General features: G+C 73.5%; 21 protein-coding genes. 15 read left to right on the forward strand and 6 right to left on the reverse strand.

The features are described from left to right. Window positions 1–2 precede the first annotated feature (2 nt). The 9 genes from SLP03_RS06645 (at window position 3) to SLP03_RS06685 (ending at window position 11038) form a co-directional block, all read left to right on the forward strand. Window positions 3–1274: a sensor histidine kinase gene (locus SLP03_RS06645; protein WP_319459619.1), complete on the forward strand. Its 1272-nt coding sequence runs from the start codon at window positions 3–5 to the stop codon at window positions 1272–1274. After that, window positions 1271–1897 (forward strand): response regulator transcription factor, encoded by a 627-nt coding sequence (locus SLP03_RS06650; RefSeq protein WP_319459620.1) that lies wholly within the window; start codon window positions 1271–1273, stop codon window positions 1895–1897. The genes SLP03_RS06645 and SLP03_RS06650 overlap by 4 nt, the downstream gene beginning before the upstream one ends. Window positions 1898–2080: 183 nt before the next feature. Next, entirely contained in the window at window positions 2081–3352 is a 1272-nt protein-coding gene (locus tag SLP03_RS06655) for a hypothetical protein (protein ID WP_319459621.1), read from the forward strand. 791 nt (window positions 3353–4143) lie between these two features. Beyond that, window positions 4144–5175, forward strand: coding sequence for an ABC transporter ATP-binding protein (locus tag SLP03_RS06660; RefSeq protein WP_319459622.1), 1032 nt, complete (start codon window positions 4144–4146; stop codon window positions 5173–5175). Between the two features lie 40 nt (window positions 5176–5215). Next, entirely contained in the window at window positions 5216–6415 is a 1200-nt protein-coding gene (locus SLP03_RS06665; RefSeq protein ID WP_319459623.1) for an ABC transporter substrate-binding protein, read from the forward strand. A gap of 5 nt (window positions 6416–6420) precedes the next feature. Then, window positions 6421–7338: an ABC transporter permease gene (locus SLP03_RS06670; RefSeq protein ID WP_319459624.1), complete on the forward strand. Its 918-nt coding sequence runs from the start codon at window positions 6421–6423 to the stop codon at window positions 7336–7338. After that, window positions 7335–8147, forward strand: a complete 813-nt coding sequence (locus SLP03_RS06675; RefSeq protein ID WP_319459625.1) for an ABC transporter permease — start codon at window positions 7335–7337, stop codon at window positions 8145–8147. The genes SLP03_RS06670 and SLP03_RS06675 overlap by 4 nt, the downstream gene beginning before the upstream one ends. A 358-nt stretch (window positions 8148–8505) precedes the next feature. Beyond that, complete coding sequence (locus SLP03_RS06680) at window positions 8506–9561, forward strand: GGDEF domain-containing protein (protein WP_319459626.1); 1056 nt, start codon at window positions 8506–8508, stop codon at window positions 9559–9561. A gap of 145 nt (window positions 9562–9706) precedes the next feature. Then, a complete protein-coding gene (locus tag SLP03_RS06685; protein ID WP_319459627.1) occupies window positions 9707–11038 on the forward strand; it encodes a low temperature requirement protein A in 1332 nt (443 codons plus the stop codon). A gap of 74 nt (window positions 11039–11112) precedes the next feature. Here SLP03_RS06685 and SLP03_RS06690 read toward each other — a convergent pair whose 3' ends face one another. Next, the gene (locus SLP03_RS06690; protein ID WP_319459628.1) at window positions 11113–12186 is read right to left on the reverse strand and encodes a DUF4037 domain-containing protein; all 1074 of its coding nucleotides are present in this window, start codon (window positions 12184–12186) and stop codon (window positions 11113–11115) included. A gap of 104 nt (window positions 12187–12290) precedes the next feature. On the opposite strand from SLP03_RS06690, the gene SLP03_RS06695 reads away from it, so the two are divergent. Beyond that, a complete protein-coding gene (locus SLP03_RS06695) occupies window positions 12291–13211 on the forward strand; it encodes a 5'-3' exonuclease (RefSeq protein ID WP_319459629.1) in 921 nt (306 codons plus the stop codon). Between the two features lie 45 nt (window positions 13212–13256). On the opposite strand, the gene SLP03_RS06700 is transcribed toward SLP03_RS06695, so the two are convergent. Beyond that, a complete protein-coding gene (locus SLP03_RS06700) occupies window positions 13257–16058 on the reverse strand; it encodes a DEAD/DEAH box helicase (RefSeq protein ID WP_319459630.1) in 2802 nt (933 codons plus the stop codon). 86 nt (window positions 16059–16144) lie between these two features. On the opposite strand from SLP03_RS06700, the gene SLP03_RS06705 reads away from it, so the two are divergent. Beyond that, window positions 16145–16909, forward strand: a complete 765-nt coding sequence (locus SLP03_RS06705; protein ID WP_413644480.1) for an HAD family hydrolase — start codon at window positions 16145–16147, stop codon at window positions 16907–16909. 70 nt (window positions 16910–16979) lie between these two features. After that, a complete protein-coding gene (locus SLP03_RS06710) occupies window positions 16980–17939 on the forward strand; it encodes an EamA family transporter (protein WP_319459631.1) in 960 nt (319 codons plus the stop codon). Here SLP03_RS06710 and SLP03_RS06715 read toward each other — a convergent pair. Beyond that, window positions 17902–18828: a diacylglycerol kinase gene (locus SLP03_RS06715; protein ID WP_319459672.1), complete on the reverse strand. Its 927-nt coding sequence runs from the start codon at window positions 18826–18828 to the stop codon at window positions 17902–17904. The genes SLP03_RS06710 and SLP03_RS06715 overlap by 38 nt on opposite strands. A 186-nt stretch (window positions 18829–19014) precedes the next feature. Here SLP03_RS06715 and SLP03_RS06720 point away from each other — a divergent pair, with 186 nt between their 5' ends. Both SLP03_RS06720 and SLP03_RS06725 read left to right on the forward strand, forming a co-directional pair. Beyond that, window positions 19015–19194, forward strand: coding sequence for a hypothetical protein (locus SLP03_RS06720; RefSeq protein ID WP_319459632.1), 180 nt, complete (start codon window positions 19015–19017; stop codon window positions 19192–19194). 259 nt (window positions 19195–19453) lie between these two features. Beyond that, window positions 19454–19660: a hypothetical protein gene (locus tag SLP03_RS06725; protein ID WP_319459633.1), complete on the forward strand. Its 207-nt coding sequence runs from the start codon at window positions 19454–19456 to the stop codon at window positions 19658–19660. Between the two features lie 9 nt (window positions 19661–19669). Here SLP03_RS06725 and SLP03_RS06730 read toward each other — a convergent pair whose 3' ends face one another. From SLP03_RS06730 to SLP03_RS06740, 3 genes are all read right to left on the reverse strand, one after another. Next, window positions 19670–20713 carry a zinc-dependent alcohol dehydrogenase family protein gene (locus SLP03_RS06730; RefSeq protein WP_319459634.1) on the reverse strand — a complete coding sequence of 348 codons (1044 nt, stop codon included), beginning with the start codon at window positions 20711–20713 and terminating at the stop codon, window positions 19670–19672. A gap of 317 nt (window positions 20714–21030) precedes the next feature. Then, window positions 21031–23085: a glycogen debranching N-terminal domain-containing protein gene (locus SLP03_RS06735; RefSeq protein WP_319459635.1), complete on the reverse strand. Its 2055-nt coding sequence runs from the start codon at window positions 23083–23085 to the stop codon at window positions 21031–21033. Continuing rightward, a complete protein-coding gene (locus SLP03_RS06740) occupies window positions 23082–23459 on the reverse strand; it encodes an SCP2 sterol-binding domain-containing protein (RefSeq protein WP_319459636.1) in 378 nt (125 codons plus the stop codon). The genes SLP03_RS06735 and SLP03_RS06740 overlap by 4 nt, the downstream gene beginning before the upstream one ends. 199 nt (window positions 23460–23658) lie before the next feature. Here SLP03_RS06740 and SLP03_RS06745 point away from each other — a divergent pair, with 199 nt between their 5' ends. Next, on the forward strand, window positions 23659–24543 hold the full coding sequence (locus tag SLP03_RS06745) for an ABC transporter substrate-binding protein (RefSeq protein ID WP_319459637.1): 885 nt from the start codon (window positions 23659–23661) through the stop codon (window positions 24541–24543). The last annotated feature ends 142 nt before the right edge of the window (window positions 24544–24685 follow it).

A 24685-nucleotide genomic window follows, 5' to 3' on the forward strand; every position in this document is an offset into this window, starting at 1 on the left:
CCGTGGGGTGGGTGGGACGGCTGTTCGACGCGCGCGACACGCGCGTGCGGATGCTGCTGCTCGACCTCAGCGGCGTCGGCTATCTGGTCTTCGGCACCCACGCCGGACGCTCGCCGACGGCCACGCAGTGGATCCTCGCGGCGGTCGCGTTCGCGGTCGCACTGGTTTTCCACCGCCGGCCGCTGGTCAACCTGGTGGGGCAGGCCGCGCTGCTGGCGGTCGCGATCGGGGTCATCGACGACACGATGATCAATCAGGTGGGCGCCAGTTGGGCGTTGCTCGAGCTGGCCATGTGGGCGCACCGGCCCCGGATCATCTGGCTGGCCGCCGGGCTGCTGGCCACGGTCGACCTGGTCGATTCGATCGGCGATCCGTTCCGACGGTTCCTCTCCGGCGTCTTCGGGCTGACTGTCGAGGTCGGCGTGCCGCTGCTGCTCGGTCTGGTCATCCGGACCACCCGGGAACTCGGCCGGCAGGCCGAGGAGCGGGCGGCGGAGGAGCAGCGCCGGCACGAGTCGGAGAGCCGCGCCGCGCGCGCCGACGAACGCAGCGCCATCGCCCGCGAGCTGCACGACGTGGTCGCGCATCATGTGGCGTCGATGGTGCTGCGGATCGGCGTGGCCCGGCACGTGCTCACCGACCTGGATCCGCGGGTGGGCGAGGTGTTCGACGACGTGCATGGCACGGGGACCGCGGCCTTGGCGGATCTGCGCCGGCTGGTCGCGGTGCTGCGCCACCCCGACGGGGTACGCGGTGACGCGGCGCTGACCGCGATCGAGCCGTCGGCGCTTCCGGCGGCTCTCGGCGCGGCGGTCGATCGGGCCCGCCAAGCCGGTGTCACGGTGGAGGCCGACATCGACCCGGCGGTCGGTGCGCTCGATGCGGTTCGGGGCCTGGCGGTGCTGCGACTGACCCAGGAGGCGCTGACCAACGTGGCCAAGCATGCGGGCACGTCAGCGCTGGCGCGCGTGTCGGTCTCCGTGGTCGACGGGGCCGTCCATTGGGAGGTCTCGGACAACGGGCGCGGCCGGGTGCCGGCGGTGCCGCCCGGTGGCGGCCACGGCCTCACCGGCATGCGTGAGCGCGTCGAAGTCCTCGGCGGCCAGCTGGAGGCAGGTCCGACCGGAGCGGGTTGGCGGGTCCGCACCGTCCTTCCGGCCGCGGCCGCCGCGTCCGCCTCCGTGCCGACGGCTTCGCCCCTCCCGCCCGCCGTCGCGCCGGTGCCCCGCGAACGTGGAGCCTCGGCCGGGCCGCACGCGCCGGAGTTGGCATGATCCGCGTCCTGCTGGTCGACGACCAGCACCTCATCCGTGCGGGCCTGCGCATGCTCTGCGACGCCCAGCCCGACATCGAGGTCGTCGGCGAGGCTGACAACGGCCGCGAGGCGATCTCCCTCGCCGCGCGGCTCATCCCCGACGTCGTCGTCATGGACCTGCGCATGCCCGGCGTCGACGGGATCACCGCGACCAGCCGCATCCTCGCCGACCGCCCCGCCACCCGCGTCCTGGTGCTGACCACGTTCGGCGACGACGACCACCTCTATCCGGCCCTGACCGCCGGCGCCTGCGGGTTCCTGCTCAAGGACGCACCGCCCGCCGACCTGCTGGACGGCGTCCGCCGGGCCGCCGCGGGCGACAGCCCGTTCAGCCAGGAGGTGCTGCAGCGTCTGGTCCAGCGCGCGGTGCACGCCCGCGCCGACACGCCGCGGCCGACCCAGGGACTGACCGTACGCGAACAGGAGGTGCTGAACCTGGTCGCCGAGGGTCTGTCCAACACCGAGATCGCCGGCCGGCTCCACATCGGCGTCACCACGGTCAAGACTCACATCACCAGCCTGATGACCAAGACCAGCAGCCCCAACCGGGTACGCCTGGCCCTGTTCGCCCGCAGCGCCTGAGGGGGTTGCCCGCGTGACCGCCGCCGCCGGGCGGGCGGTGGCACCCGCTCGGTGCGGCAGCCCCGTCGGCGCTCACCGTCTCGGCTGACGTCCCGGCGCGGCTCAATCTTCTCCTATCGGAAACAACGTGAAGTATCGATCCCCGCGCGTGTCCTGGTCGGAACACGAGCGGTTGTACCGGGTGTGACGGCGAAATCACCCGCCATCGACACGGTCCCGTCGACGGCGCAGCCCAGATGGCGGATCACCTGGTCGGAACGTGAGAACGACCGGCGACGCCGGGCGCACGACACCGCGACCGAGGTCTGGCACCGCCGCAACGACCACCTGATCCGGCTGCAGATCGAGGCCGCCGTGTTCCTCGGGTACACGCTGCCGCGCGCCTGCCTGCCGGTGGACCTCGACGACGACGAGGCCGTCTACCGGGTGCTGCCGGCCGCGGACCTGGTCGAGGCCGAGGCGCGCCACGTCGCCGGACTACCCACGCCGGGGCTGACCGTCGCCGCGGCCAGCGTCGATGCACCAGGCCGCGCCCTGCCGACGGGGCTGCGGGTCGTCGACGCCGGCATGGCCGTCGTGACCAGCCACCGGGTGGCCTTCTCCGGCCGCGCCGGCGGGCGGGAATGGAGGTACGCGGACATGGTCGGGCCCGCACACCACCCGGACCTCCCCGTCACCCTGCTGCACACCACCGACGGAAGCCGGCTCGCCGGGCTGCTGGTGCCGAGGGCAGCGACCGTGAACTTCCGCTTCTACCTCACCCTCGCCTTCGCCGCCGCCACCGGGCAACGCGCCGCCGTCGCCGCGCAGACCGCCGCCCTGCGGGACGCTCACCAGCGCATCCGGCCGGCACCGCCGCCGACAGCCCAGCCGGGCCACGCCCCGCTGACCGCGCTGCGTCCCGATCGCCGGGTGGCCACCGTCACGGCCGTCGTCGCGTTGATATTCGCGACGCTGCCTACCGGCACGTTCCGGACGGAGCCCGCCGGCCTGCCGTACCGGGCGGCCGCAGGCGCGAGCCGCATCGCCACCACCACCGACGCGGTGCACGCCATCGGCCCCACCGCCCCGCGCAGCCCCGCCAGGCCGGTGGTGCCGGACGGCGGTAGGGACGGGCCGCTGACCGGCGCGCCGGGAGCCGGTACCGCAGACGGACCCGTCCTGCGCCAGCGCACGACGAGCCGGGCCACCTCCGCCGCGGCAACGGTCGCGGCCACCGCTCCGGCCGCCCGTCCGGCCCCGACCACCGGGCTCGCCCCGGCCAGCCCTCCCGCGCCGACCACCGGTCCGTCCCCGATCACGACGCCAGCCCCGACTGGTCCGGCCCCGACCACGACACCGCCCCCGACCACCGATCCGGCCCCGACCTCCGGCTCACCATCGCCCGCGACCGCCTTGGTCGACCTTTGCGTGAACCCCCTACAGCGGCTGCTCTGTCCATCAGCCACCCCCTGAGCGCCTACGGCCGCGATGGCGGGGCACTCCCCGGCACCGGTGGTCGAGGCCGTCACGCGACGCCTGGCCGAGTTGGGCGGCGCGAGCACGATGCTGCCCACCGAGGAGGCCGCCGCCGTCGGCGCCGAGCTGGCCCGTCGCTTCGGGCTGCCGCAGTGGAGCTTCGCCCTCACCGCCACCGACGCCAACCGGTGGGCGATCCGGCTGCTGCGGGCGGTCACCGGACGGCCGCGGATCCTGGTCAACAGCTACTGCTATCACGGCACCGTCGACGAGTCGCTCATCGTGGTCGGACCCCGACGGGCAGGCGCGCAGCCGCGACGGGAACGTCGGCGCGCCCTACGACGTGACCTAGACCAGTCGGGTGGCGGAGTTCAACGACCTCGAGGGCGTGGCCCGCGAGCTCGCCCACGGCGATGTCGCCGTCGTGCTGAAGGAGAAGCGATGGCGTCCCTGGAGGACCAGCTCACGTCCCGGGACCGCGGCGACCACCCGGAAGCCGGGCACCGTCGAGCCCTCGGCAAGGGGCCGCGGCCCGGACGCCGTGCGGTCGGCGGATCCCACCAGTCTCGCGTAGCCGACCATGCCGGGACGCGAGAAGGAACGGTCCAGTGTTTCGCCCAGGGCGCACCAGACGTCGGCGGGCGACGCCGCGCCATGGTGGCAACCCAACGATCCGGCAACAACCCCTTGACTACGGTATCCGTTGCAGTTCTATCCTTCGGCTGAAGAATTCGTCGCCACGCCGGCTCGTGTTCTCATGATTCGTTGAAGAGTTGGAGCCCGTCGCCGTGTCGGAACCCGCGATCCGCCTGACCGGTCTGCGTAAGTCGTTCGACGCCGTGGAGGCCGTCGCCGGCATCGACCTGGAGATCGCCGACGGCGAGTTCTTCTCCATGCTCGGGCCGTCGGGGTCGGGCAAGACCACGGTGCTGCGGATGATCGCCGGATTCGAGCTGCCGACCGCCGGCACCGTCACGCTCGCCGGGCGCGACGTCACCCGGCTCGCCCCGTTCGACCGGGACGTCAACACCGTCTTCCAGGACTACGCCCTCTTCCCGCACATGACCGTCCAGCAGAACGTGGAGTACGGCCTGCGCGTGCGCAAGGTGGCGCGCGCCGAGCGCCGTGAGCGCGCGGCGGCGGCGCTGCGGACGGTCCGCCTCGAGGGGTACGGCGAGCGCCGGCCCGGCGCGCTGTCCGGCGGTCAGCGCCAACGCGTCGCGCTGGCCCGCGCCCTGGTCAACCGCCCAGCGGTGTTGCTGCTCGACGAACCGTTCGGCGCGCTGGACCTGAAGCTGCGCGAGGAGATGCAGGTCGAGTTGAAGGCCATCCAGCGCGAGGTCGGCATCACCTTCGTCTTCGTCACGCACGACCAGCAGGAGGCACTGACCATGAGCGACCGGGTGGCGGTGTTCAACCAGGGCCGGATCGAGCAGGTCGACACGCCGGCCGAGGTGTACGAGCGCCCGGGCACCCCGTTCGTCGCCGGCTTCGTGGGCACCTCCAACCTGTTCGCGGATGAGACCGCCCGCGCCGTGCTCGGCCGCGACGGCGTGTTCTCCGTACGCCCGGAGAAGATCCGACTCGGCGGCGCGCCCGCGTCCGCCGAGGAGATCAGCGCGGCGGGCCAGGTCGTCGAGGTGATCTACGCGGGAGCGGCCACCCGCTTCGTGGTCGACCTCGACACCGGGGCGCGCGTCATCGCGATGCAGCAGAACCAGCAGACCTCCCCCGCCGACGTGGCGGCCCTGCGCGGCAAACCGGTCCGGCTGACCTGGCGGGCCGAGCACGTCGTCGCGGTTCCCGTCAGCCCCCGTTGAAACACCCCGACCCCAGTCGACAACCAGAAGGAGAGCGCCGATGCGCACCACCCGAGTCTTCACCGCGCTCGCCGCGGCCGGCCTGCTCGCGCTGGCCGGCTGCGGCGACGGCGGCGCCACCCCCGGCGGCTCCGGCCCCGGCGGCATCAAACCGCCCAAGATCGACAAGCTGGCGTCGCTCGGGTCCGGCGAAGGCCAGGTCAACGTCGTCGCCTGGGCCGGGTACGTCGAGAACGGCTCCACGGACCCGAAGGTCGACTGGGTCACCGGCTTCGAGAAGGAGACCGGCTGCAAGGTCAACGTGAAGGTCGCCGGCACCTCCGACGAGATGGTCACGCTGATGAAGACCGGCGACTACGACGTGGTCTCGGCCTCCGGCGACGCCTCCCTGCGGCTGATCTACGGCGGTGAGGTCGCCCCGGTCAACACCGACCTGGTCCCCAACTACAAGGACGTCTTCGACGGCCTGAAGCTCAAGCAGTGGAACTCGGTCGACGGGGCGGCGTACGGCATCCCGCACGGCCGCGGCGCGAACGTGCTCATGTACCGCACCGACAAGGTCACCCCGGCGCCGACGTCCTGGAGCGCGGTGTTCGACCCGAACTCGCCGTACAAGGGCAAGGTGACGGCGTACGACTCGCCGATCTACATCGCCGACGCGGCGCTCTACCTGATGAAGCACCAGCCGGAGCTGGGTATCAAGAACCCGTACGCGCTGGACGACAAGCAGTTCGCCGCCGCCGTGGACCTGCTCAAGAAGCAGAACGAGCTGATCGGTGAGTACTGGTCGGACTACACCAAGGAGGTGCAGGCCTTCAAGTCCGGCGACTCCGTCGTCGGCACCGCGTGGCAGGTCATCGTCAACCTGACCAAGGCCGACAACGCCCCCGTCGAGGCGGTCCTGCCCTCCGAGGGCGCGACCGGCTGGTCCGACACCTGGATGATCGCCGCCAAGGCCAAGCACCCGAACTGCGGCTACCGCTGGATGAACCACATCATCGACCCGGTGGCGAACGCCGCGGTGGCGGAGTGGTTCGGCGAGGCCCCGGCGAACAAGCTCTCCTGCGACAAGACGGCCGACAAGAGCCACTGCACCACGTTCCACGCCGCCGACGAGGCGTACTTCGACAAGGTCTGGTTCTGGAGCACTCCGGTGGAGCAGTGCCTCGACGGCCGTACCGACGTCAAGTGCAAGGACTACGCGGCCTGGACCCAGGCCTGGACCACGATCAAGGGCTGAGACACGTGACCGCTCTGTCCACGGTGGACCGGCCGGCGGGCGATGACACCATCGCCCGCGGGCCGGTGCGCCGGCTCTCCTCCTGGCTGCACCGCCACGCCGGGGTACGCCTCGCGGCGCTGCTCGCGGCGCCGCTGTTCTGGCTGCTCGTGGCGTACCTCGGCTCGCTGGCCGTGCTCTTCGTCTCCGCGCTGTGGACGGTCAACACCTTCACCGGCGACCTGGTCCACGAGCCGACGTTCGCGAACTTCCGCACCATCCTGACCGAAGAGGTCTATCGCACGGTCACCCTGCGCAGCCTCGGCGTCGCCGCCGCGGTCACCGTCGTCGACGTGCTCATCGCACTGCCGATGGCGTTCTTCATGGCGAAGGTCGCCTCCCCACGCAGCCGCCGGTTGCTGGTCATCGCGATCCTCACCCCGCTGTGGGCGAGCTACCTGGTCAAGGCGTACGCCTGGCGGGTGATGCTCGCCAACGGCGGCCCGGTGGACTGGCTCTTCGGGGGTGCCGGCAACGGCCCCGGGTACGGGCTGGTCGCCACCGTGCTGGTGCTGAGTTATCTGTGGCTGCCGTACATGATCCTGCCCATCTACGCCGGGCTGGAGCGGCTGCCGGATTCGCTGCTGGAGGCGTCGGCGGACCTCGGTGGCCGGGGCGGGCGCACCTTCCGCTCGGTGGTGCTGCCGATGATCGTGCCGTCGGTGATCGCCGGCTCGATCTTCACGTTCTCACTGTCCCTCGGCGACTACATCACGGTGCAGATCGTGGGCGGCAAGACGCAGCTCATCGGCAACCTGGTGTACGCCAACATCGGCGCGGCGAACAACCTGCCGTTCTCGGCGGCGCTCGCCACGATCCCCGTACTCATCATGGTCATCTATCTGGTCGCGGTGCGCCGGTCCGGCGCGTTGGAGGAGTTGTGACGCTGTCGCGCGGAGCGCGCTGGCTGCTGCGCGGAGCCATGGCGGTGGGCCTGGCCTTCGTCTACGTGCCGCTGGCCATCGTGCTGGTCAACTCGTTCAACGCCGACCGCACCTTCGCCTGGCCGCCGCCGCGCTGGACCACCGAGTGGTGGGTACGGGCGTGGGAGAACGCGGGCGCCCGCGAGGCGCTGTGGACGTCGGTGAAGGCCGGCCTGGGCGCGACGGCCGTCGCGCTGCTGCTCGGCACGCTGGTCGCGTTCGCGGTACAGCGCTACCGGTTCTTCGGGCGCGACGCCGTGTCGCTGCTCGTGGTGCTGCCGATCGCCCTGCCCGGCATCGTCACGGGAATCGCGCTGGACACCGCCTTCCGCTCGACGATCGAGCCACTCGGGGTCGGCAAGGGGCTGCTCTCGGTGATCGTCGGGCACGCGACGTTCTGTGTCGTGGTGGTCTACAACAACGTGCTGGCCCGGCTGCGCCGACTGGGGGGCAACCTGGAGGAGGCGAGTTCAGACCTCGGTGCGGACACCTTCCAGACGTTCCGTTACGTGACGTTCCCGCTGCTGCGCTCTGCGCTGTTCGCCGGCGGGCTGCTGGCGTTCGCGCTCTCCTTCGACGAGATCATCGTGACGACGTTCACGGCCGGGCCGGGCGTCCAGACCCTGCCCATCTGGATCTTCAACAACCTCTTCCGGCCGAATCAGGCGCCGGTCATCAACGTCGTCGCGGCGGTGCTGATCGTGCTCTCGATCGTGCCGATCTACCTCGCCCAGCGGGTCTCCGACACCGCTGCCGGTGGCCGCCTCTGACCCGCACGCACCCGCTCCACTGAGACGTCCGTGCCAAGATCTGTTCATGAGTCAGCCGTGCGGAGCGGTTCCGTTCGCTCGCCTCGTCGCCGACGCACCTCGGTCTCGGGTAGCTCGCCGGATGCGTACGGCCACGGCGGGGAGCGCGAGGTCGCCGTGAGCCATCGTGGGCGTACGCAGCGCAGATGCGTCCAGGCCGAGGTGTTGACGTGACCTGATGCACATCGTTGAATGTCGGAGTGGTGGGATGCCTCGGAGCGGCGTCGACACGGACCACTGTCATGGCCCCTTCGATCGATTCCGCTTCCACGTCATCGAGCGCCGTCGTCAGGTTGCCGTGGATAGGGTGGACAATCAGGTGACCGAGCGCCGGCGAAGGATGCTGCTCAGCGCGGCGTTGCACGTCGTCTCGCACGGGGTCGCCGTCAGCTACTGCCTCATGACGTTGCACCAGCCACATCGGTCTCTCATGCTCGCGGCCTACGGGTGTGGAATGGCGTCCGGAATCGTGGGCCTGTGGACAGCGAGGACGGTGACCACGAAGGCCTCGGGATACCGCGTCTCGTTCACGATCCTGCTGATCACGCTCGTCGTGGTGGCGCTCGGCGCGTATTGGGACGGCGGCGCCGCCTCACCGGCCGCCGTGGGTTTCGTGACCACGGCCGTGTTCGTGGCCAGCCACACCCCGCACCTGCGGCTGATGATGGGGCTTGCGGCGCTCACCGTCGGGTCCTACCTCGCGGTCGCCGCCACCGGACGACCGGCGCCCCCCGGGCACGTCTTCATCTACGTCGCGGCCATGGTGGTGCTGATCTCGGTGTGCTCCGCGCAGGCACGGATACTGGCGCGGCAGCGATCCCAGCTCCGTTCGCTCGCGGAACTCGACCCGCTCACCGGCGCCCTCAATCGGCGCGGCCTGGCCGAGTTCACCAAGCACCTGTTCCGGAACGGCTGTCGCCCGGGCCCGTCCCTGCTCTGGCTGGATCTCGACGACTTCAAGCTGGTCAACGACCGCCTCGGACATGCCGCCGGCGACCGGCTGCTGCAGCTGACGGTGGCGGCGACACGGGAAGTGCTGCGCGCCGGGGACGCGATCGCACGTGTCGGCGGTGACGAGTTCGTCGTCGTGCTGGTCGACGCGGACGACGTCACCGCGCGGACGGTGCTGACCCGGATCGACGCGGCGGTGCTTCCGCACGCTCGCGTCAGCATCGGCTCGGCCACCGCGCCACAGGACGGCCATACGCTCGAGACCCTGATGCAGGTGGCTGACCAGCGCCTGTACCGCATGAAACAGGAACACCGCCCCGCCGCCAACCCACCGCTGGAGGACCGCCCCGGCCTGCTGGCCAGCCGCCCGGACCCCCTCGGCGTGCGGGCGGCCGGCCAACTGCCGGGGTGGTCACCCGGGTAGTTCAGCCAACCCGCACGGCACCCGCCGCGGACAAGCCATTCGGCGTCGAACCGCCCCGGTAACCGCCGGCGGTCACCCCCGCCGACGCTGGCCGCCCGGGGGCGATTCCGACCCGCGACCGGCCGGGCGCTGCGAGACTCGACCAGTGGGCGACGAGCGGTGGAGCGGGCGGCTGGGGCCTGCCGTCCGGATCGCCCCGGCCGCCCGGGTGGACAAGTTCGAGGTGTTCTTCGACCTCGTCTTCGTCGTGTCGTTCTTCATCATCACCCGGGCCACCGCCGCCAACGTCACCGGGCGGCAGCTGCTGCACGCCATGCTGGTGCTGGCCGTGCTCTGGTGGTGCTGGGTGGTGCACAGCGTCGTCGCCAGCCAGCTCCGCCTCGGCGAGGGCTTCGTCCCGGTGCTGATCGTGGTCAGCATGATCGCGCTGTTCATCTTCGCGCTGGCGCTGCCGCAGACCTTCGGCGGCCTGCGCCAGGGTACGGCCGGGCCGGTCCTGGTCACGATCAGCTACGTGGTGGTGCGCGCCGTGCACCTGGTGCTGTACGTCCACGCGACGCGGGGCAGGCCGGACGCGCGCCGCAAGCTGCTCCAGTTCGTACCGGAGATCGTGATCACCACCCTCCTGCTGCTGATCGCGGCGCTCCTGCCGCCGAGGATCGAGGACCCCGACCTCGGGATGTGGCTCCGCGACGGGCTGTGGATCGCCGTGGTCGTCCTGCAGTACGGCAGCGGGCTGGCGGGCGGCACCAAGGGTTGGGAGGTCACCTCCGCCGAACACTGGACCGAGCGGTACGACCTGATCCTCATCATCGCGCTGGGTGAGTCCGTGATCTCGGTCGGGGTCGGTGGCAACCTGATCGGCAAACCGGTGACGTGGCCGGCGGTCCCGGCGGCCATGCTGGGGCTCCTGTTCACCGCGGCGTTGTGGTGGGTGCACTTCGACATGATCGGGCCCGCCGCCCGAATCGCGCTGCACGCCGCGCAGGGCAGCCCGCGGGTGGCGATGGCCCGCGACGCCTACGCCTACCTCTACCTGCCGATGATCGCCGGAGTGGTCCTGTTCGCCATCGGCGCCGAGGAGCTCCTGCGTACGATCACCGACCCGGCGGGTGGGGTGGCCGAGCGGGGGCACGGCCCCGCCGTACCGATGCTGTTCGGCGGGGTGATGGTCTACCTGGCCGCCGACATGGCGTTCCAGCTGCGCACCCTGGGCACCGTCACGTGGACCCGGGTCGGCGCGCTCCTCGCGCTGGCGGCGGGCCTGCCCGTCGGTCGACACCTGCCCGCGCTCGGCGCGCTCGGGCTGCTGACCGCCATCTGCGTCGCGCTGGTCGTGATCGAGGTGGTGGTGCTGGCCGACTCCCGACGCGCCCTGCGCAGAGCGGTGTTCGAGGAGCGGACCAACCACGAGGCCAACGAGGCCGCGTGGCGCGCCCGCTGGCACGAGGACGGCCCGCAGCAGTCGGCGGAGTGACCCGCCAGCACGGCCGTGACCAGCGACCTCAGCGGCAGGCCTCACCCCCACGCCCGACCGGCCGACCCGCCCGCTCAGTCGGGAAGGACTGCCGCCGCGACCCGGCGTACCCGCTGCGGGTGGGTGAGGACGTCGACGTTGTCCAGGTACTGGTCGACGGCGCCGACCAGGGGACGCGCGCGCAGCGCCGGGTCGCCGATCGCGGCGCGCAGGGCGGCGGCGAACCGTCCGGCGTCGAGCACCAGGAACGGCCGCCCGTGGAACTGCCGGACCGTCGGGTCGACCGGCGCGGCCAGCCCGGTGTCGTTCGTCCAGCCGGCGACCGCCGCCAGGGCCCGGACCAGCCCGGCCTGCCGGTCCGCCCAGCCGCCGGGTCCGAGGGCGGCGGAGAGCGCGCCGACCACCGGGGCCGCCCCCGGCAGCCGGGCGAAGAGGGTGCCGAGCCATTTCGCGTACGGGGGCCAGCGGCGGTGCGCCAGCAGGCCGAGACGCATCAGGTCGCGGGCCAGCCCGGCGGTCACCACCCGGCTGCCCAGCTCGTCGCCGACCTCGGCGCACCGCCCGGCCAGGTGTTCCGCCTGACCGATCCGGGTCCACACGGCGGCCAGCACGTGCCGCCACACGTCGTCCGGGTACCACGCCAGCCGGGCCCGGGTGGCGGTGAGCGCCCCGTCGAGGCCGTCGTGGAAGACCGCGCCACCGGTCAGCTCGGCCAACCGCTGCGTGGGCACCGAGAGCCAATCGGACACGCCCACGCCGGTGAGCGGATCGAAGCCGAGCCGGCCGCGCAGCCATCCACCCAGCTCGTCAACGCTCACCCCGTGCCGATCCCCGTCGGCGTCGACGACGCCGAGCCGGACGTCGGGGCCGCCGACGAACCGCGTCGGCCAGCCGAGGAACTCCGCCGGCAGCTCGGCGTCCAGCAGCGCGCGGACCGGCGCGACGTCGCCCGGGTCGGCGACGAAGAGCTGTCCGCGCGGGCCCCAGTCGTGGTCGGTGGAGCGCGCGGTGTCCAGGCCGAGCAGCTCCGACCCGCCGTCGAGCAAACCGGCGGCGTAGTGCAGCCCGGGCAGCCGCCGGGTCAGCAGCGGCGCCACCACCTCGTCGTGGAACCGCCGGGCGAGCGCCAGCCCGGGTACGAAGGTCATGCCGTCAGTCTCCCCGCCCGTGACTCACCCGTCTCCCGCCGCGGACGCCTCGGCACGAACCGGCCGTCCCCCACCTCGTCGTACGGCTGTGCCAGGCTGTCCGGGTGGCACAGCAACCCCCGATCCTGCTGATCGACTCCCCCAGCCTCTACTTCCGGGCCTACTTCGGCATCCCCGAGTCGGCCGCGAAGACCGGGGACGGCCAGCCGGTCAACGCCGTGCGCGGCTTCCTCGACATGCTCGCCCAGCTCGTCCGCACCCGCCGGCCGGACCGGATGGTCTGCGCGCTGGACTACGACTGGCGGCCGGCGTGGCGGGTGGAGCTGCTGCCGTCGTACAAGGCGCACCGGGTGGCGCCGGAGGGCGGCGAGGTGGTGCCGGACACCCTCTCCCCGCAGGTGCCGATGATCCTGGAGGTGCTGGACGCGGTCGGCATCCCCTACGTCGGCGCCACCGGCTACGAGGCCGACGACGTGCTCGGCACGCTCTCGGTGACCCAGCCCGGCCCGGTCGAGGTGGTCTCCGGCGACCGGGACCTGTTCCAGCTGGTGGACGACGCCCGCCAGGTCCGGCTGCTCTACGTCGGGCGCGGGGTGGCCAAGCTGGAGGACTGCGACGACGCGGCGGTCCGCGTTCGGTACGGGGTCCCCGCCGACCGGTACGCCGACTTCGCGGCGCTGCGCGGCGACCCGAGCGACGGGCTGCCCGGGGTGCCCGGCGTGGGCGAGAAGACGGCCTCCCGGCTGATCGACCGGTACGACGGGCTGCCCGGCATCCTCGCCGCGCTGGATGACCCGACGTCCGGCTTCGCGCCGGGGCTGCGGACCAAGCTGGAGGCGGCCCGGGATTACCTGGCGGTCGCGCCGAAGGTGGTGGAGGTGGCGCGGGACGTACCGCTGCCGGAGCTGCGCACCGCGCTGCCGACGGCGCCCGCGGACCCGGACCGGCTGCTGGAGCTGGCGCAGCGGTGGAACCTGGCCGGCTCGTGCCGTCGCCTCGTGGACGCGCTCGCCGCCCGTTCCTGATCAGACGCCGGGGGTGGGATCGGCCGCCATGACCGAAAGTGACGGTCAGGCGGAGGTGTGGTAGGCCAGCACGCCCCGGTTGACGGCCGTGATGGCCTGCCGGGCGGTGGCGCGCAGCTCTCTCGACGCGCCGCCGGAGTCGGCGAGCTGGCCGAGCAGGTCGACCACCTGCCGGGCCCAGCGCACGAAGTCGCCCGCGGGCATCTCGCCGTCGATCTCGTGGCCGCTGGCGAGCACCTTGGCGAGCGCCTCGCCCCGGGCCCAGCGGTAGATCGGCCAGGCGAAGCCCAGGTCCGGTTCCCGGGTGACCGTGAGCCCCCGGGCGGCCTCGTCCGCCTCGATGTCGCCCCACAGCTTGAGCGTCTCGTCGACCGCGTCGGCGGCCGCACCGCGCGGCAGCGAGGCCCGCTCGTCGACCTCGCGGCGGGCCTCGAAGACCACCACGGAGACGGCGGCGGCGAGTTCGGCCGGGGAGAGCCCGTCCCAGACGCCCCGGCGCAGGCACTCGGCGACCAGCAGGTCCGCCTCGGTCCAGATCCGGCTGAGCATCCGGCCCGCGTCGGTGACCCCGCCGTCGGCGGAGAGGTAGCCCCGGGTGGTGAGCAGCGCGACGATCCGGTCGAAGGTCCGCGCCAGCGAACCGGTGCGGCCGGAGACCCGCTGCCGCAGCTCCTCGGTGTCGCGTTCGAGGCGGCGGCGCCGCTCGGCCCAACGGGCGTGCTCCTCCCGCTCCGGGCAGGCGTGGCAGGGGTGCCGGCGCAGCTCGGTGCGGAGCTGGCTGAGTGGGTGGTCCTCGCCGGCCGTCTGCCGGGACCGCCCGCCGCGGCGACCGCCGTGCCGGTCCAGACCGGCGCCGCTGACCTCGGCGGCCAGGTCCCGCCGGGCGGCCGGGGACCGGTGGTTGAAATGCTTGGGCACCCGGATGCGGGCGAGCACCTCGGCCGGGGTGGTGAAGTCGCCGGGGCTGACCCGGCCGGCCCAGCGGTCCTGGGTGAGCACTAGCGGGCGCGGCTCGCCGAAGCCGCCGGTGGCCGGGTCGAGGACGACGGCCAGGCCGGCCCGCCGCCCGGACGGCACCCGGATCACGTCACCGATCCGCAGCCGCTCCAGCGACGCGACGGCCGCCGCCTTGCGCTGGGTCTGGCCCTGCCGGGCGATGGCCCGTTCCCGGTCGGCGATGGCCACCCGCAGCGCGAAGTACTCGTCGAAGTCGCCGTGGTGGCAGGCCGCCTCGACGCCGTACGCCTCGATGGTCTCGGTGTTGCGCTGCACCTGGCGGGCCAGGCCGACCACCGAGCGGTCCGCCTGGAACTGGGCGAACGAGGACTCCAGCAGCGCCCGGGCCGGCTCCGCGCCGACCGTGCCGACCAGGTTGACTGCCATGTTGTACGACGGCCGGAAGCTGGACCGCAGCGGATAGGTGCGGGTCGAGGCGAGCCCGGCCACGTGGCGGGGGTCGGTCTCCGGGGACCAGACCACCACGGCGTGCCCCTCGACATCGATGCCCCGCCGGCCGGCCCGCCCGGTGAGCTGCGTGTACTCCCCCGGGGTCAGGTCGACATGTGCCTCGCCGTTGTACTTGACCAGCCGCTCCAGCACCACACAGCGGGCCGGCATGTTGATGCCCAGGGCGAGGGTCTCGGTGGCGAAGACCGCCTTGACCAGTCCCCGGACGAAGAGCTCCTCGACGACCTCCTTGAACACCGGCAGCATGCCCGCGTGGTGGGAGGCCAGACCGCGCTCGAGCCCGTCGAGCCACTCCCAGTAGCCGAGCACCGTCAGGTCCTCGCCGGGGATCGCGGTGACCCGGGACTCGACCACCCGGCGGATCTCCGCCCGCTCCTCCGGCGAGGTGAGCCGGAGCCCGGCGGCGAGACACTGCTGGACCGCCGCGGCGCAGCCGGCCCGGCTGAAGATGAACAGAATCGCCGGCAGGAGGTTCTCCCGGTCGAGCCGCTCGACGATGTCCGGCCGCATCGGTCCGCGCCAGCGCGGCCCGCGGCGCCCGGCGCCGGGGCCGGCGCTACGCCCCTCGCCCAGCTCCAGGCGACGCACCGTGTCCCGGGTGTAGCGCAGCAGCTCCGGATGCACGTCGTGCTTGCGGGCGGCATCCGCGTCGTGGAACAGGTCGAACATCCGCTTGCCGACCAGCATGTGCTGCCAGAGCGGCACCGGCCGATGCTCGCTGACCACCACGGCGGTCGCGCCCCGCACGGTGACCAACCAGTCGGCGAACTCCTCGGCGTTGGAGACCGTCGCGGAGAGGCTGACCAGGGTGACCGAGGCGGGCAGATGGATGATCACCTCTTCCCACACCCCACCGCGGAACCGGTCGGCGAGGTAGTGCACCTCGTCCATCACCACGTACGCCAGGCCCTCGAGGGTGCTGGAGCCGGCGTAGAGCATGTTGCGCAGCACCTCGGTGGTCATCACCACCACCGGGGCGTCGCCGTTGATCGCGTTGTCGCCGGTGAGCAGGCCGACCTGCTCGGCGCCGTAGCGGTCCACCAGGTCGTGGTACTTCTGGTTGGACAGCGCCTTGATCGGCGTGGTGTAGAAGCACTTGCGCCGGGTGGTCGGCGCCTCGGCCGCGTCGGCCGCCGCCGGCCGCCCGGGCGTGCCGCGCAGGGCCAGGTGTACGGCGAACTCGCCGACCACCGTCTTGCCGGCGCCGGTGGGGGCGCAGACCAGCACGCCGCTGCCCCGCTCCAGGGACTGGCACGCCTCCCGCTGGAAGTCGTCGAGATCGAACTCCAGCTCGGAGGAGAACTCGTCCAGGGCCGGGAAGGCGGAGGCCTGCGCGGCCCGGCGGCGTGCCGCTGCGTACCGCTCGGCGGGGCTCGACATGCCTACAAGATTAATCGGTATGACCGACCGCCACCTGACAAGGCCGTCCGGCGGGACGGTCGGAGGGGGTCGGTAGGGTGCACGACGTGCCGGACCATGCCGAACCGCCCCACGCCTCGAGCGGCGCCGACGACGCCGTCCGCCCGAGCATGTCCCGCCGGCCCGTGGAGGCGGTCCTCTTCGACTTCCACGGCACGCTCGCTCAGGTGGAGGAGCCGCGCGACTGGGTGCTGGCGGCCGCCGCCGCGTGCGGGGTGGAGCTGGACCGGGTGCGGGCCACCTCGCTGGCCGACCGGCTGCTCACCGCCGGGCGGGCCGGCGGCCCGCTGCCGGCGCGGGTCCCGCCCCGGCTGGCCGAGGTCTGGGCCGACCGGGATCTCTACGAGCACGCCCACCGGGGCGCGTACACCGGGCTGGCGGAGACGGTGGACGCCGGCATCGACGGGTTCGCCGAGGCGCTCTACGAGCGGGTGCTGGTCCCCGAGGGCTGGCTGCCGTACCCGGACACCGAGGCGGTCCTCAAGGAGCTGCGGCGCGCCGGGGTGAAGGTGGCCGTGGTCAGCAACATCGGCTTCGACATCCGGCCGCTCTTCGCCGCCTGGGGCCTCGACGGCCTGGTCGACGCGTACGCGCTCTCCTACGAGGTGGGGCGCTGCAAGCCCGACCCGGGGATCTTCCTGCGCGCCTGCGGGATGCTGGGCGTCGACCCCGAGCACGCGTTGATGGTCGGCGACACGCCGGCCGACGCGGGCGCGGTGGACGCCGGCTGCGCGGTGCTGGTGCTGCCGGCTGCGGACGCCGGCCGGGCCACCGGGCTCGGCGCGGTGCTCGACCTGGCACTGGGCTCCTGAGCTGCGGTTTCCGGCGCCAACCCGAGGCCCGGCGAGCCCGGTTCCGACCTGCCCGTCTAGCGTCACCGGCATGACCACCAGGCCGCACCCGTCGGCGACCCACGCCCCGCGCCGCCCGCGCGACGGTCAGTTCGGCGCGGTCGGGCTGGTACTGGGCGGCGCGCTGTCGGTGCAGTTCGGGTCGGCGGTCGCCGCCCTGCTCTTCCCGCGTACCGGGGTGGCCGGGGCGGTGACGCTGCGGCTGACCATCGGCGCGCTGCTGATGCTGGCGGTGTGCCGGCCGCGACTGCGCGGCCACGACCGCGCCGACTGGGCGTCGGTGGTGGCCTTCGGGCTGGCCCTGGCCGGCATGAACTCGATCTTCTACCAGGCCATCGACCGCATCCCGCTCGGTCCGGCGGTCACCCTGGAGGTGCTCGGACCGCTCGCGCTGTCGGTGTGCACCGCCCGCCGGCTGGCCGCCTGGTGCTGGGCCGGGCTGGCCCTGGCCGGGGTGGCCCTGCTCGGCCAGGGCGGCTTCGACCGGCTCAACCCGGTCGGCGCCGCGCTCGCGTTGGGCGCGGGGGCGATGTGGGCGGCGTACATCGTCTGCTCGGCGCGGGTCGGCGGCCGGTTCCCGCGCGCCGACGGGCTGGCCCTGGCGCTCGCGGTGGCCGCCCTGGTCACGCTGCCGATCGGGCTGGTCGGCGCCGGCGCCCGGCTGTGGCATCCGGCCGTGCTCGGGCTGGGCGCCGGGCTCGCCGTGCTCGCCTCGGTGCTGCCGTACACCCTGGAACTGGTGGCGCTGCGCCGGCTGCCCACCGCGACCTTCGCCGTGCTGATGAGCCTCGGCCCGGCCATCGCCGCCCTCGCCGGCTGGCTGGTCCTGCACCAGGAACTGCGCCTGGTGGAGATCCTCGCGATCGGCCTGGTGATCGCCGCCAGCATCGGCGCGGTCCGGGCCGGCACGCCGACCACTGAACCGGCGGGCCGGCCCGACGCCGAGGCGTCGCTCAGCGCAGCAGGCGCACCGCCCGCGGCGCGGCGCTGATCCGCACCGGCAGGTCGAGGGACCGCTCCCCGTCGGCGTACGTGGTGATGCCCTCGGCGGCCAGCTCCACGGTCCGCGCCCGGTAGCTGCGCACCAGCGGGTGGTCGACGTGCGTGCCCTGATAGATGCGCGGCTTCACCCGCATCAGCGTGCGCCGGTCGAACCGCCCGCCGACCACCACGTCCAGCAGCCCGTCGGTCGGGTCGGCGTTCGGGCAGATCCGCATGCCCCCGCCGTAGCTGGCGCAGTTGCCCACCGCCACCAAAACGGCGTCGAGCGTCAACTCCTCGCCGTCGAGGCGCAGCGTGTACCTGCGCGGACGCAGCCGGGCCAGCTCCACCAGGATCGCCAGGTCGTAGCGGCGCGGGCCGCGCGGCCAGCGCATCCGGTTGGCCCGCTCGTTGACGATCGAGTCGAAGCCGGCGGCCAGCACCGCCCCGTACCAGCGGTCGCCGCCGTCCGGGGCGGTCATTCGGGCCAGGTCGACCGGGCGGGTCCGGCCGTCGTGCAGCGCGGCGGCGATCACGTCGACGGCGGCGAGCGGGTCGGCCGGGAATCCCGTGTCGGCCGCGAAGTCGTTGCCGGTGCCGGCGGGGACGGGGCCGAACGGCACAGCCGTACCGGCGACGGCCTGCAACGCCCGGTGGACCGTGCCGTCGCCACCGACCGCGACCAGCGCGCCGGCGCCGTCCGCGACCGCGGCGTGGCAGGCCGCCTCCGCCTCCGCCGGGGTACCCGCCGTGAGCAGCTCCACCGGCCGGCCGCCGGCACCCAACCGGTCCAGCAGTCGGGGCAGCAGGCCACGGTGCCGGCCCCGGCCGGCGGTGGGGTTGGCGAGCACGGCGACGGGGCCGGGCGGAACATGATCGTGCGCGGTCACGGCGAGCACCGTACGGTACAACCCGCGCCGTCCACCAGGGGAGATGCCCCTCCGGTCGCCCGGCGGGTCGCGGCGTGGCCCGTATCTCCCCCACCGTTTCGTTCCGGCGGGCCCGGAAATCGGCGGGCGTCCACGCGTCCGGCCGGGATACCTCCGGCCCCGCCGCGGGCTCGCGCGGCGCCACGGGGAGGAACCATGCCGAGCTTCGACATCCGCACCGCCGACCTGCGCGACGGCGGGCTGCGGGACGAGGTGGTGGCCTTCGCCGGCCCGGTCACCCTCACCGAGCTGCGTACGGCGGATCGGTCGGTGATCGCCAAGGCCCGGTTCCAGGACTACGAGCGGGCCCGGCGCCGCCGCTCCAGCGGCCGCTGAGGGCTCACGATCGGCGCGCGCCCCGGCCCCCGCCGGTGCGCCACTCGGCGCTCGGGCGGCCCGCATGCTCAGCAACGGCCGGCGCGTGGTCAGGGGCACCGGCGACCACCCAGGACGGTTCCCTCACGTCCTTTGCTCTGCTGCAGCGGAGGCAACACCGAGCGACGCCGAGTGTTGCGAGGGCTGCAGCAGAGCAAAGGACGTCACCACCGAGGCCGCGCGTCCGCCGGGCCCCGGGGCCGCCGGCCGCGCAGGTGCGTTGCGACGCGCCGACTGGGCCCGCTCACCCCAGCCCGCCGTCGACGCCCGGTTCGACATGTCGACCCGAGGCGTCGAACGGAACTTCCGGGCGTACACCCTGGAGCACCTTCCAGGCCTGCTCGACGACCTGCTGCGGGCCACGCCCGATCTGACCTCCGCCACGGGTCGCCAGGTCGCGCGATTCCTGCTCGCCGCAGACCGGTGACGGCCCTCGTCAGAAGGTGATGCGGACCTTGAGCGCGGTGCGCTCGTCCATCGCCCGGTAGCCGTCCGGCACCTGATCGAGGGTCACCGACCGGTCGAAGACCGGCGACGGGTCGATGGTTCCGGCCAGCACGTCGGCGAGCAGCTCGGGGATGTACGCCCGGGCCGGCGCGACGCCGCCGCCGAGCGCGACGTTGCGGCCGAACATCTGGCCGATGTCGACGCCGGCGCTGCCGCCGTGCGGCACGCCGACGTAGCCGACCGCGCCGCCGTCGCGGGCGATGGAGATCGCGGTACGCATCGACTCCTCGGTACCGACGGCCTCCAGGACGGCGTGCGCGCCCTGCCCCTTGGTCAGCTCCTTCACCGCGGCGATCGCGGCGTCGCCCCGCTCGGCGACCACGTCGGTGGCGCCGAAGGAGCGGGCGATGTCAGTGCGGGCGGTGTGCCGGCCGAGCGCGATGATCTGCTCGGCGCCGAGCCGCTTGGCGGCGAGCACCCCGCAGAGGCCGACCGCGCCGTCGCCGACCACGGCGACGGTGGCGCCGGGGCGGACCCGGGCGGCCAGGGCGGCGTGATGGCCGGTGGACATCACGTCGGACAGGGCGAGCATCGCGTTGAGCAGCCGCTCGTCGCCGGCCGCCTCGGCGGGGAGCTTGACCAGGGTGCCGTCGGCGTACGGGACGCGGACGGCCTCCCCCTGACCACCGTCGGAGCCGGGCTCACCCCAGAATCCGCCGTGCGGGCAGGAGGTCTGCAGGCCCTGCCGGCAGAAGTCGCAGACCCCGTCGGACCAGACGAAGGGGGCCACCACCAGGTCGCCCGCCTGGACCGAGGTCACCTCGGCGCCGACGGCCTCGACCACGCCGAGGAACTCGTGGCCGATCCGCTGCCCGGGCTGGCGCGTGGCCACCCCGCGGTACGCCCAGAGGTCGCTGCCGCAGATGCAGGCGAGCACAACGCGTACGACGGCGTCGGTGGGGGTGCGGACGGCGGCGTCCGGCACCTCCTCGACCCGGATGTCGTTCGGTCCGTGGATGACGGTGGCGCGCATGAAGGGATGTCCTCCGGTCGGGCGAGGTGGGCTGTCGGGCGCGAGCGGAGCGCCCCGGCGAACGCTAGACGCGGCCCGGAGCGACCGCCAACCCGCCGCGCCGCGAGGGTGGCAGGTCTCACCGTTGCCCACCGGCTTCGAGCACGACGCGCAGGGAGCGGGACCGGGCCCGCTGACCGGCGCCGAAACCGTCCGACGAGTGATGCCGCGAGCGGACCAGCCGGCACGACATGGTCCGGCCGCCGAGGGGGCCGCCGGACCTGAGGATCCTCGTCACCGGCGGCGCCGGCCTCGAGCACCGTCAACCCGACCCTCGGTCATCCGCGGTCCACGTGAGCCAACCCGCTGCCGATCACGTCGATCCGGCCCCACCGGCCGCGGACGTCCAGCAGCTCCACCCGGCCGAACCGGGCCGGCACCCGCGGCGCCATCACCAGGTGCTCACCGGCCGGTTCCAGCCCGAGCAGGGCCCGCAGCAGCAGGAACGTCGCGCCGGTGGCCAGCGCCTGCGGGCTGTTCGCCGTCGGATAACGCACCGGGAAGCGGGTCAACTCCCGGGGATAGCCGGCCAACGCCTCCGGCATCCGGCCCTGGAAATAATGCGCCGCGTCGATGATCCCCTCGGCGATCCGGCCGGCCTCCTCGGCGAAACCGTACCGGCGCAGCCCCCAGGCGATCAGCGCGTTGTCGAACGGCCAGACCGCCCCGAGGTGGTAGCCCAGCGGGTTGTACGGCGCCTGCCCCTCGGCGAGGGTCCGCACCCCCCAGCCGGAGAAGAGCCGCGGGCCGAGCAGGTGCTCGGCGACCAGCGCGGCCCGGGACGCGTCGACGATGCCGCTCCACAACAGGTGCCCCATGTTGGAGGCGAGCGCGTCGACCTGCCGGCCGTCGGCGTCCAGCGCGAGCGCGTAGTAGCCCCGGTCGGCGATCCAGAAGTCCCGTTCGAAGCGCTCCCGAAGCGCCGCCGCCTCCCGCTCCAGCCGGTCCGCGTACGCCGGGTCGCCCCAGAACTCGCGGGCCAGCCGGGCCCCCCGCAGCTTCGCGTCGTACGCGTACCCCTGCAGCTCGCAGGTGGCCCGGGGCGGTTCCGGCAGCCGCCCGTCGGCGTAGCAGATCGCCTCCGCCGTGTCCTTCCAGCCCTGGTTCTCCCTCCCGGTCCGCTCGTTGCGCCGCCGGTAGCGGACGTAGCCGTCGCCGAGAATGTCGCCATACTCGTCGATCCAGTTCAGCGCCGCCCGGGCCTCGTCCTCGAACTCCCGCACCAGGTCGGCGTCGCCGGTCCACCGCTCGTACTCGTCGAGCAGCACCACGTAGAGCGGAGTGACGTCGGCGCTGCCGTAGTACGGCGACTCGGGACACTCCTCGAAGGCCGCCAGCTCGCCGTACCGGAACTCGCGTAGGATCTTGCCCGGCTCCTCGTCGCGGAAGTCGTCGAGCACCGAGCCCTGGTCGATGCCGAGCATCCGCAGGGTGGCCACCGCCAGCTCCGGGGCGACCGGCAGCGCCTGGAAGCTGGTCAGGATACTGTCCCGCCCGGTGACGGTGGCGGCCCACGGCAGGCCGGCGGCCGGCATCGCCTCGTCCGGGAGGGTCAGCGGGGAGTACCGCAGCGCGGCCAGGTCGACCAGGCTCCGTTGATAGGTGGTGGTCACGGCGTCCCAGTCGCAGCTCAGCTGCGGCGCCCGGCTCAGCCAGCGCGCCAGGTCGTCCCGCTGCTCCGCGATGGTCCGCCGCGGGCGCCGCACCAGCTGCTCCCGGACGTCCCGGCCGTCCGGCCGCAGCACCAGCGCCCGGACCCGCACGGTCGTCGTCCACTCGCCGTTCGCTTGCACCCGCACGGTGTACGTCAGCCCGTCCTCGGTTACGGCCGCCGGCTCATCGGTGGAGATCACCGTCTCCCGGTGGAACTTCTCCCGCCGGTAGCCGAGCCGTAGACACCCCGCGTCCACGCGCCGGTAGAGCCGTCCCACCGGCTTCCGCTCCTCGCCGACCGCGAGGATCGGCAGAAAGTCGCTCTCCACGTCCAGCCGTACGGTGAACTCCACCGGCTCCCGGTCGTGGTTGAAAACGGTCAGCCGCTCCTCGAAGGCACCCCCGGTGATGGACCGCTCCCGGATCACCGAGGCCTTCGCATCCACGTAGTGGGTGGGCTCGCCCGGCACCAGGAAGAAGCGCAGCGCGAAGTAGCCCCGTTCGGCGATGGACAGCGGGTTCAGCCGCTCCCCGTTGAGGCTCAGCCGCCACCGGGACAGGAAGCGGGTGTCGAAGTCGAAGAAGCCGCACGGGTTGGCGACGCTCGCCTCGATGTCGCCGTTGTCCTGGCTGAGCACGAAGATGTTGCCGGCCATCACCCGGACCAGGTTCGACTTCACGCCAGCTCCCGACGGTCACCGGCCACGGCGCGCGGATGCCGGGCCCCCGGCGGCGCGGCGAAGAGCCGCTCCAGCAGGACGATGAAGCGGAACTGCCCCTCGCTGGTGATGTCGTTGCGCAGCCAGGCCGGCAGCGGCTTGGCCTCGCCCAGCACCATCCGAACAAAGAAGGCGCGGTCGGTGTGGATCACCGCGTCCGCGTCACGCGCCTCCCGCGACACCGCGACCCGCCCGTCGACGATGGTCAGGTGCCAGAGGTCGAGCCCGTCGTCCCCGGTCAGCTCGAACCGGACGGTACCGCCGGTCTTGCGCAGCAGGCGCGCGTACCCGCCGTCGGCGAGACGGTCGAAGAACGCTCCGATGGGATCCGACATCGCACCGCCTCCCGCGAGATCGCCGTCGGGGCGGACGGCCCCGAGGTGGACCGTGGCGACCCGTGCAGCGGCGACGACCGACGCGTCCGTGCTCTCCCGGCGCCGACCCAGCGTATCGCCGGGCCCGGGCGGAGAGGTCCGAATCGGGCAACTGCCGGGGCGGTGCGGGCCGCGTGCCGTGGGCCGGCAGGATGGCGGGATGCGTCTGGTCTCCCTGCTCCCCTCCGCCACCGAGATCGCCTACGCCCTGGGCCTCGCGGAAGAACTCGTCGGGGTCACCTTCGAGTGCGAGCTGCCGCCGGCCGACCGCGCCGGCACCACCGTCGTCGTGGGCGGCCGGGACACCCGCGGCATGAGCCCCGGCGAGATCGACGCGTACGTCAAGGGGCAGCTCGCCGCCGGCGCCGACCTCTACACCCTGCACGCGGGCGCGCTGGCCGGGCTCGACCCCGACCTGATCCTCACCCAGGACCTGTGCCGGGTCTGCGCCCTGCCCGCCGGGCGCGTGGCCGACGCCGTGGACCACCTCGGCTGCCGGGCCGATGTGCTGTCGCTGGACCCGTACACCCTGGAGGAGGTGCTCGGCACCATCCTGGCGGTGGGGGCGGCGGCCCGCGTACCGGATCGGGCGGAGGCCCTGGTGGACGGCCTGCGGGCGCGACTGGCTGCGGTGGCCAGGGCGGTGGCCGGCCGGCCTCGGCGCCGGGTCGCGGTCGTGGAGTGGGTGGACCCGCCGTTCGGCGCCGGCCACTGGATTCCCGACCAGGTCAGCGCCGCCGGCGGCGAGCCGGTGGCCACCCACCCCGGCGCCCCCTCGACGCCCACCACCTGGGCGACGCTGCAGGCCGCGGCGCCGGAGGTCGTGCTGGTCACCCCGTGCGGCTTCCACCTCGACGGGGCGGCCGACCAGGCCGCGGCGGTGGCATCGCACTTCCCGGACGCGGAGGTCTGGGCCGTCGACGCGGACGGGCTGATCGTGCGCGCCGGGCCCCGGCTGGTCGACGGGGTCGAGGCGATCGCGGCGATCCTGCACCCGGACGCCGTGCCGGCGCCGCCGATCGGCAGCATCCGCCGGGTCGCCTGACCCGGCCCGGTCCGCAAACGCGTCTGTCCCCGGCCGGTCGCCGCCCGGCCCGCCGACGCGTTCCTCGGCCGGGTCGCCGTCGGGCCCGCCGGCGGAGGGCGGCGTCGGGCCGGTCGGCCGTCGCGGCCGAGCGGGGCGAGCC

Origin of the sequence: Micromonospora sp. RTP1Z1 (assembly GCF_033804685.1) — a bacterium.
Taxonomy (GTDB): domain Bacteria; phylum Actinomycetota; class Actinomycetes; order Mycobacteriales; family Micromonosporaceae; genus Micromonospora.

Coding starts and splice junctions, on each gene's coding strand:
- SLP03_RS06710 (WP_319459631.1), top strand. CDS start 16,980: ATGACCACCAGGCCGCACCCGTCGGCGACCCACGCCCCGCGCCGCCCG.
- SLP03_RS06690 (WP_319459628.1), bottom strand. CDS start 12,186: ATGACCTTCGTACCCGGGCTGGCGCTCGCCCGGCGGTTCCACGACGAG.
- SLP03_RS06740 (WP_319459636.1), bottom strand. CDS start 23,459: ATGTCGGATCCCATCGGAGCGTTCTTCGACCGTCTCGCCGACGGCGGG.
- SLP03_RS06745 (WP_319459637.1), top strand. CDS start 23,659: ATGCGTCTGGTCTCCCTGCTCCCCTCCGCCACCGAGATCGCCTACGCC.
- SLP03_RS06730 (WP_319459634.1), bottom strand. CDS start 20,713: ATGCGCGCCACCGTCATCCACGGACCGAACGACATCCGGGTCGAGGAG.
- SLP03_RS06650 (WP_319459620.1), top strand. CDS start 1,271: ATGATCCGCGTCCTGCTGGTCGACGACCAGCACCTCATCCGTGCGGGC.
- SLP03_RS06720 (WP_319459632.1), top strand. CDS start 19,015: ATGCCGAGCTTCGACATCCGCACCGCCGACCTGCGCGACGGCGGGCTG.
- SLP03_RS06665 (WP_319459623.1), top strand. CDS start 5,216: ATGCGCACCACCCGAGTCTTCACCGCGCTCGCCGCGGCCGGCCTGCTC.
- SLP03_RS06700 (WP_319459630.1), bottom strand. CDS start 16,058: ATGTCGAGCCCCGCCGAGCGGTACGCAGCGGCACGCCGCCGGGCCGCG.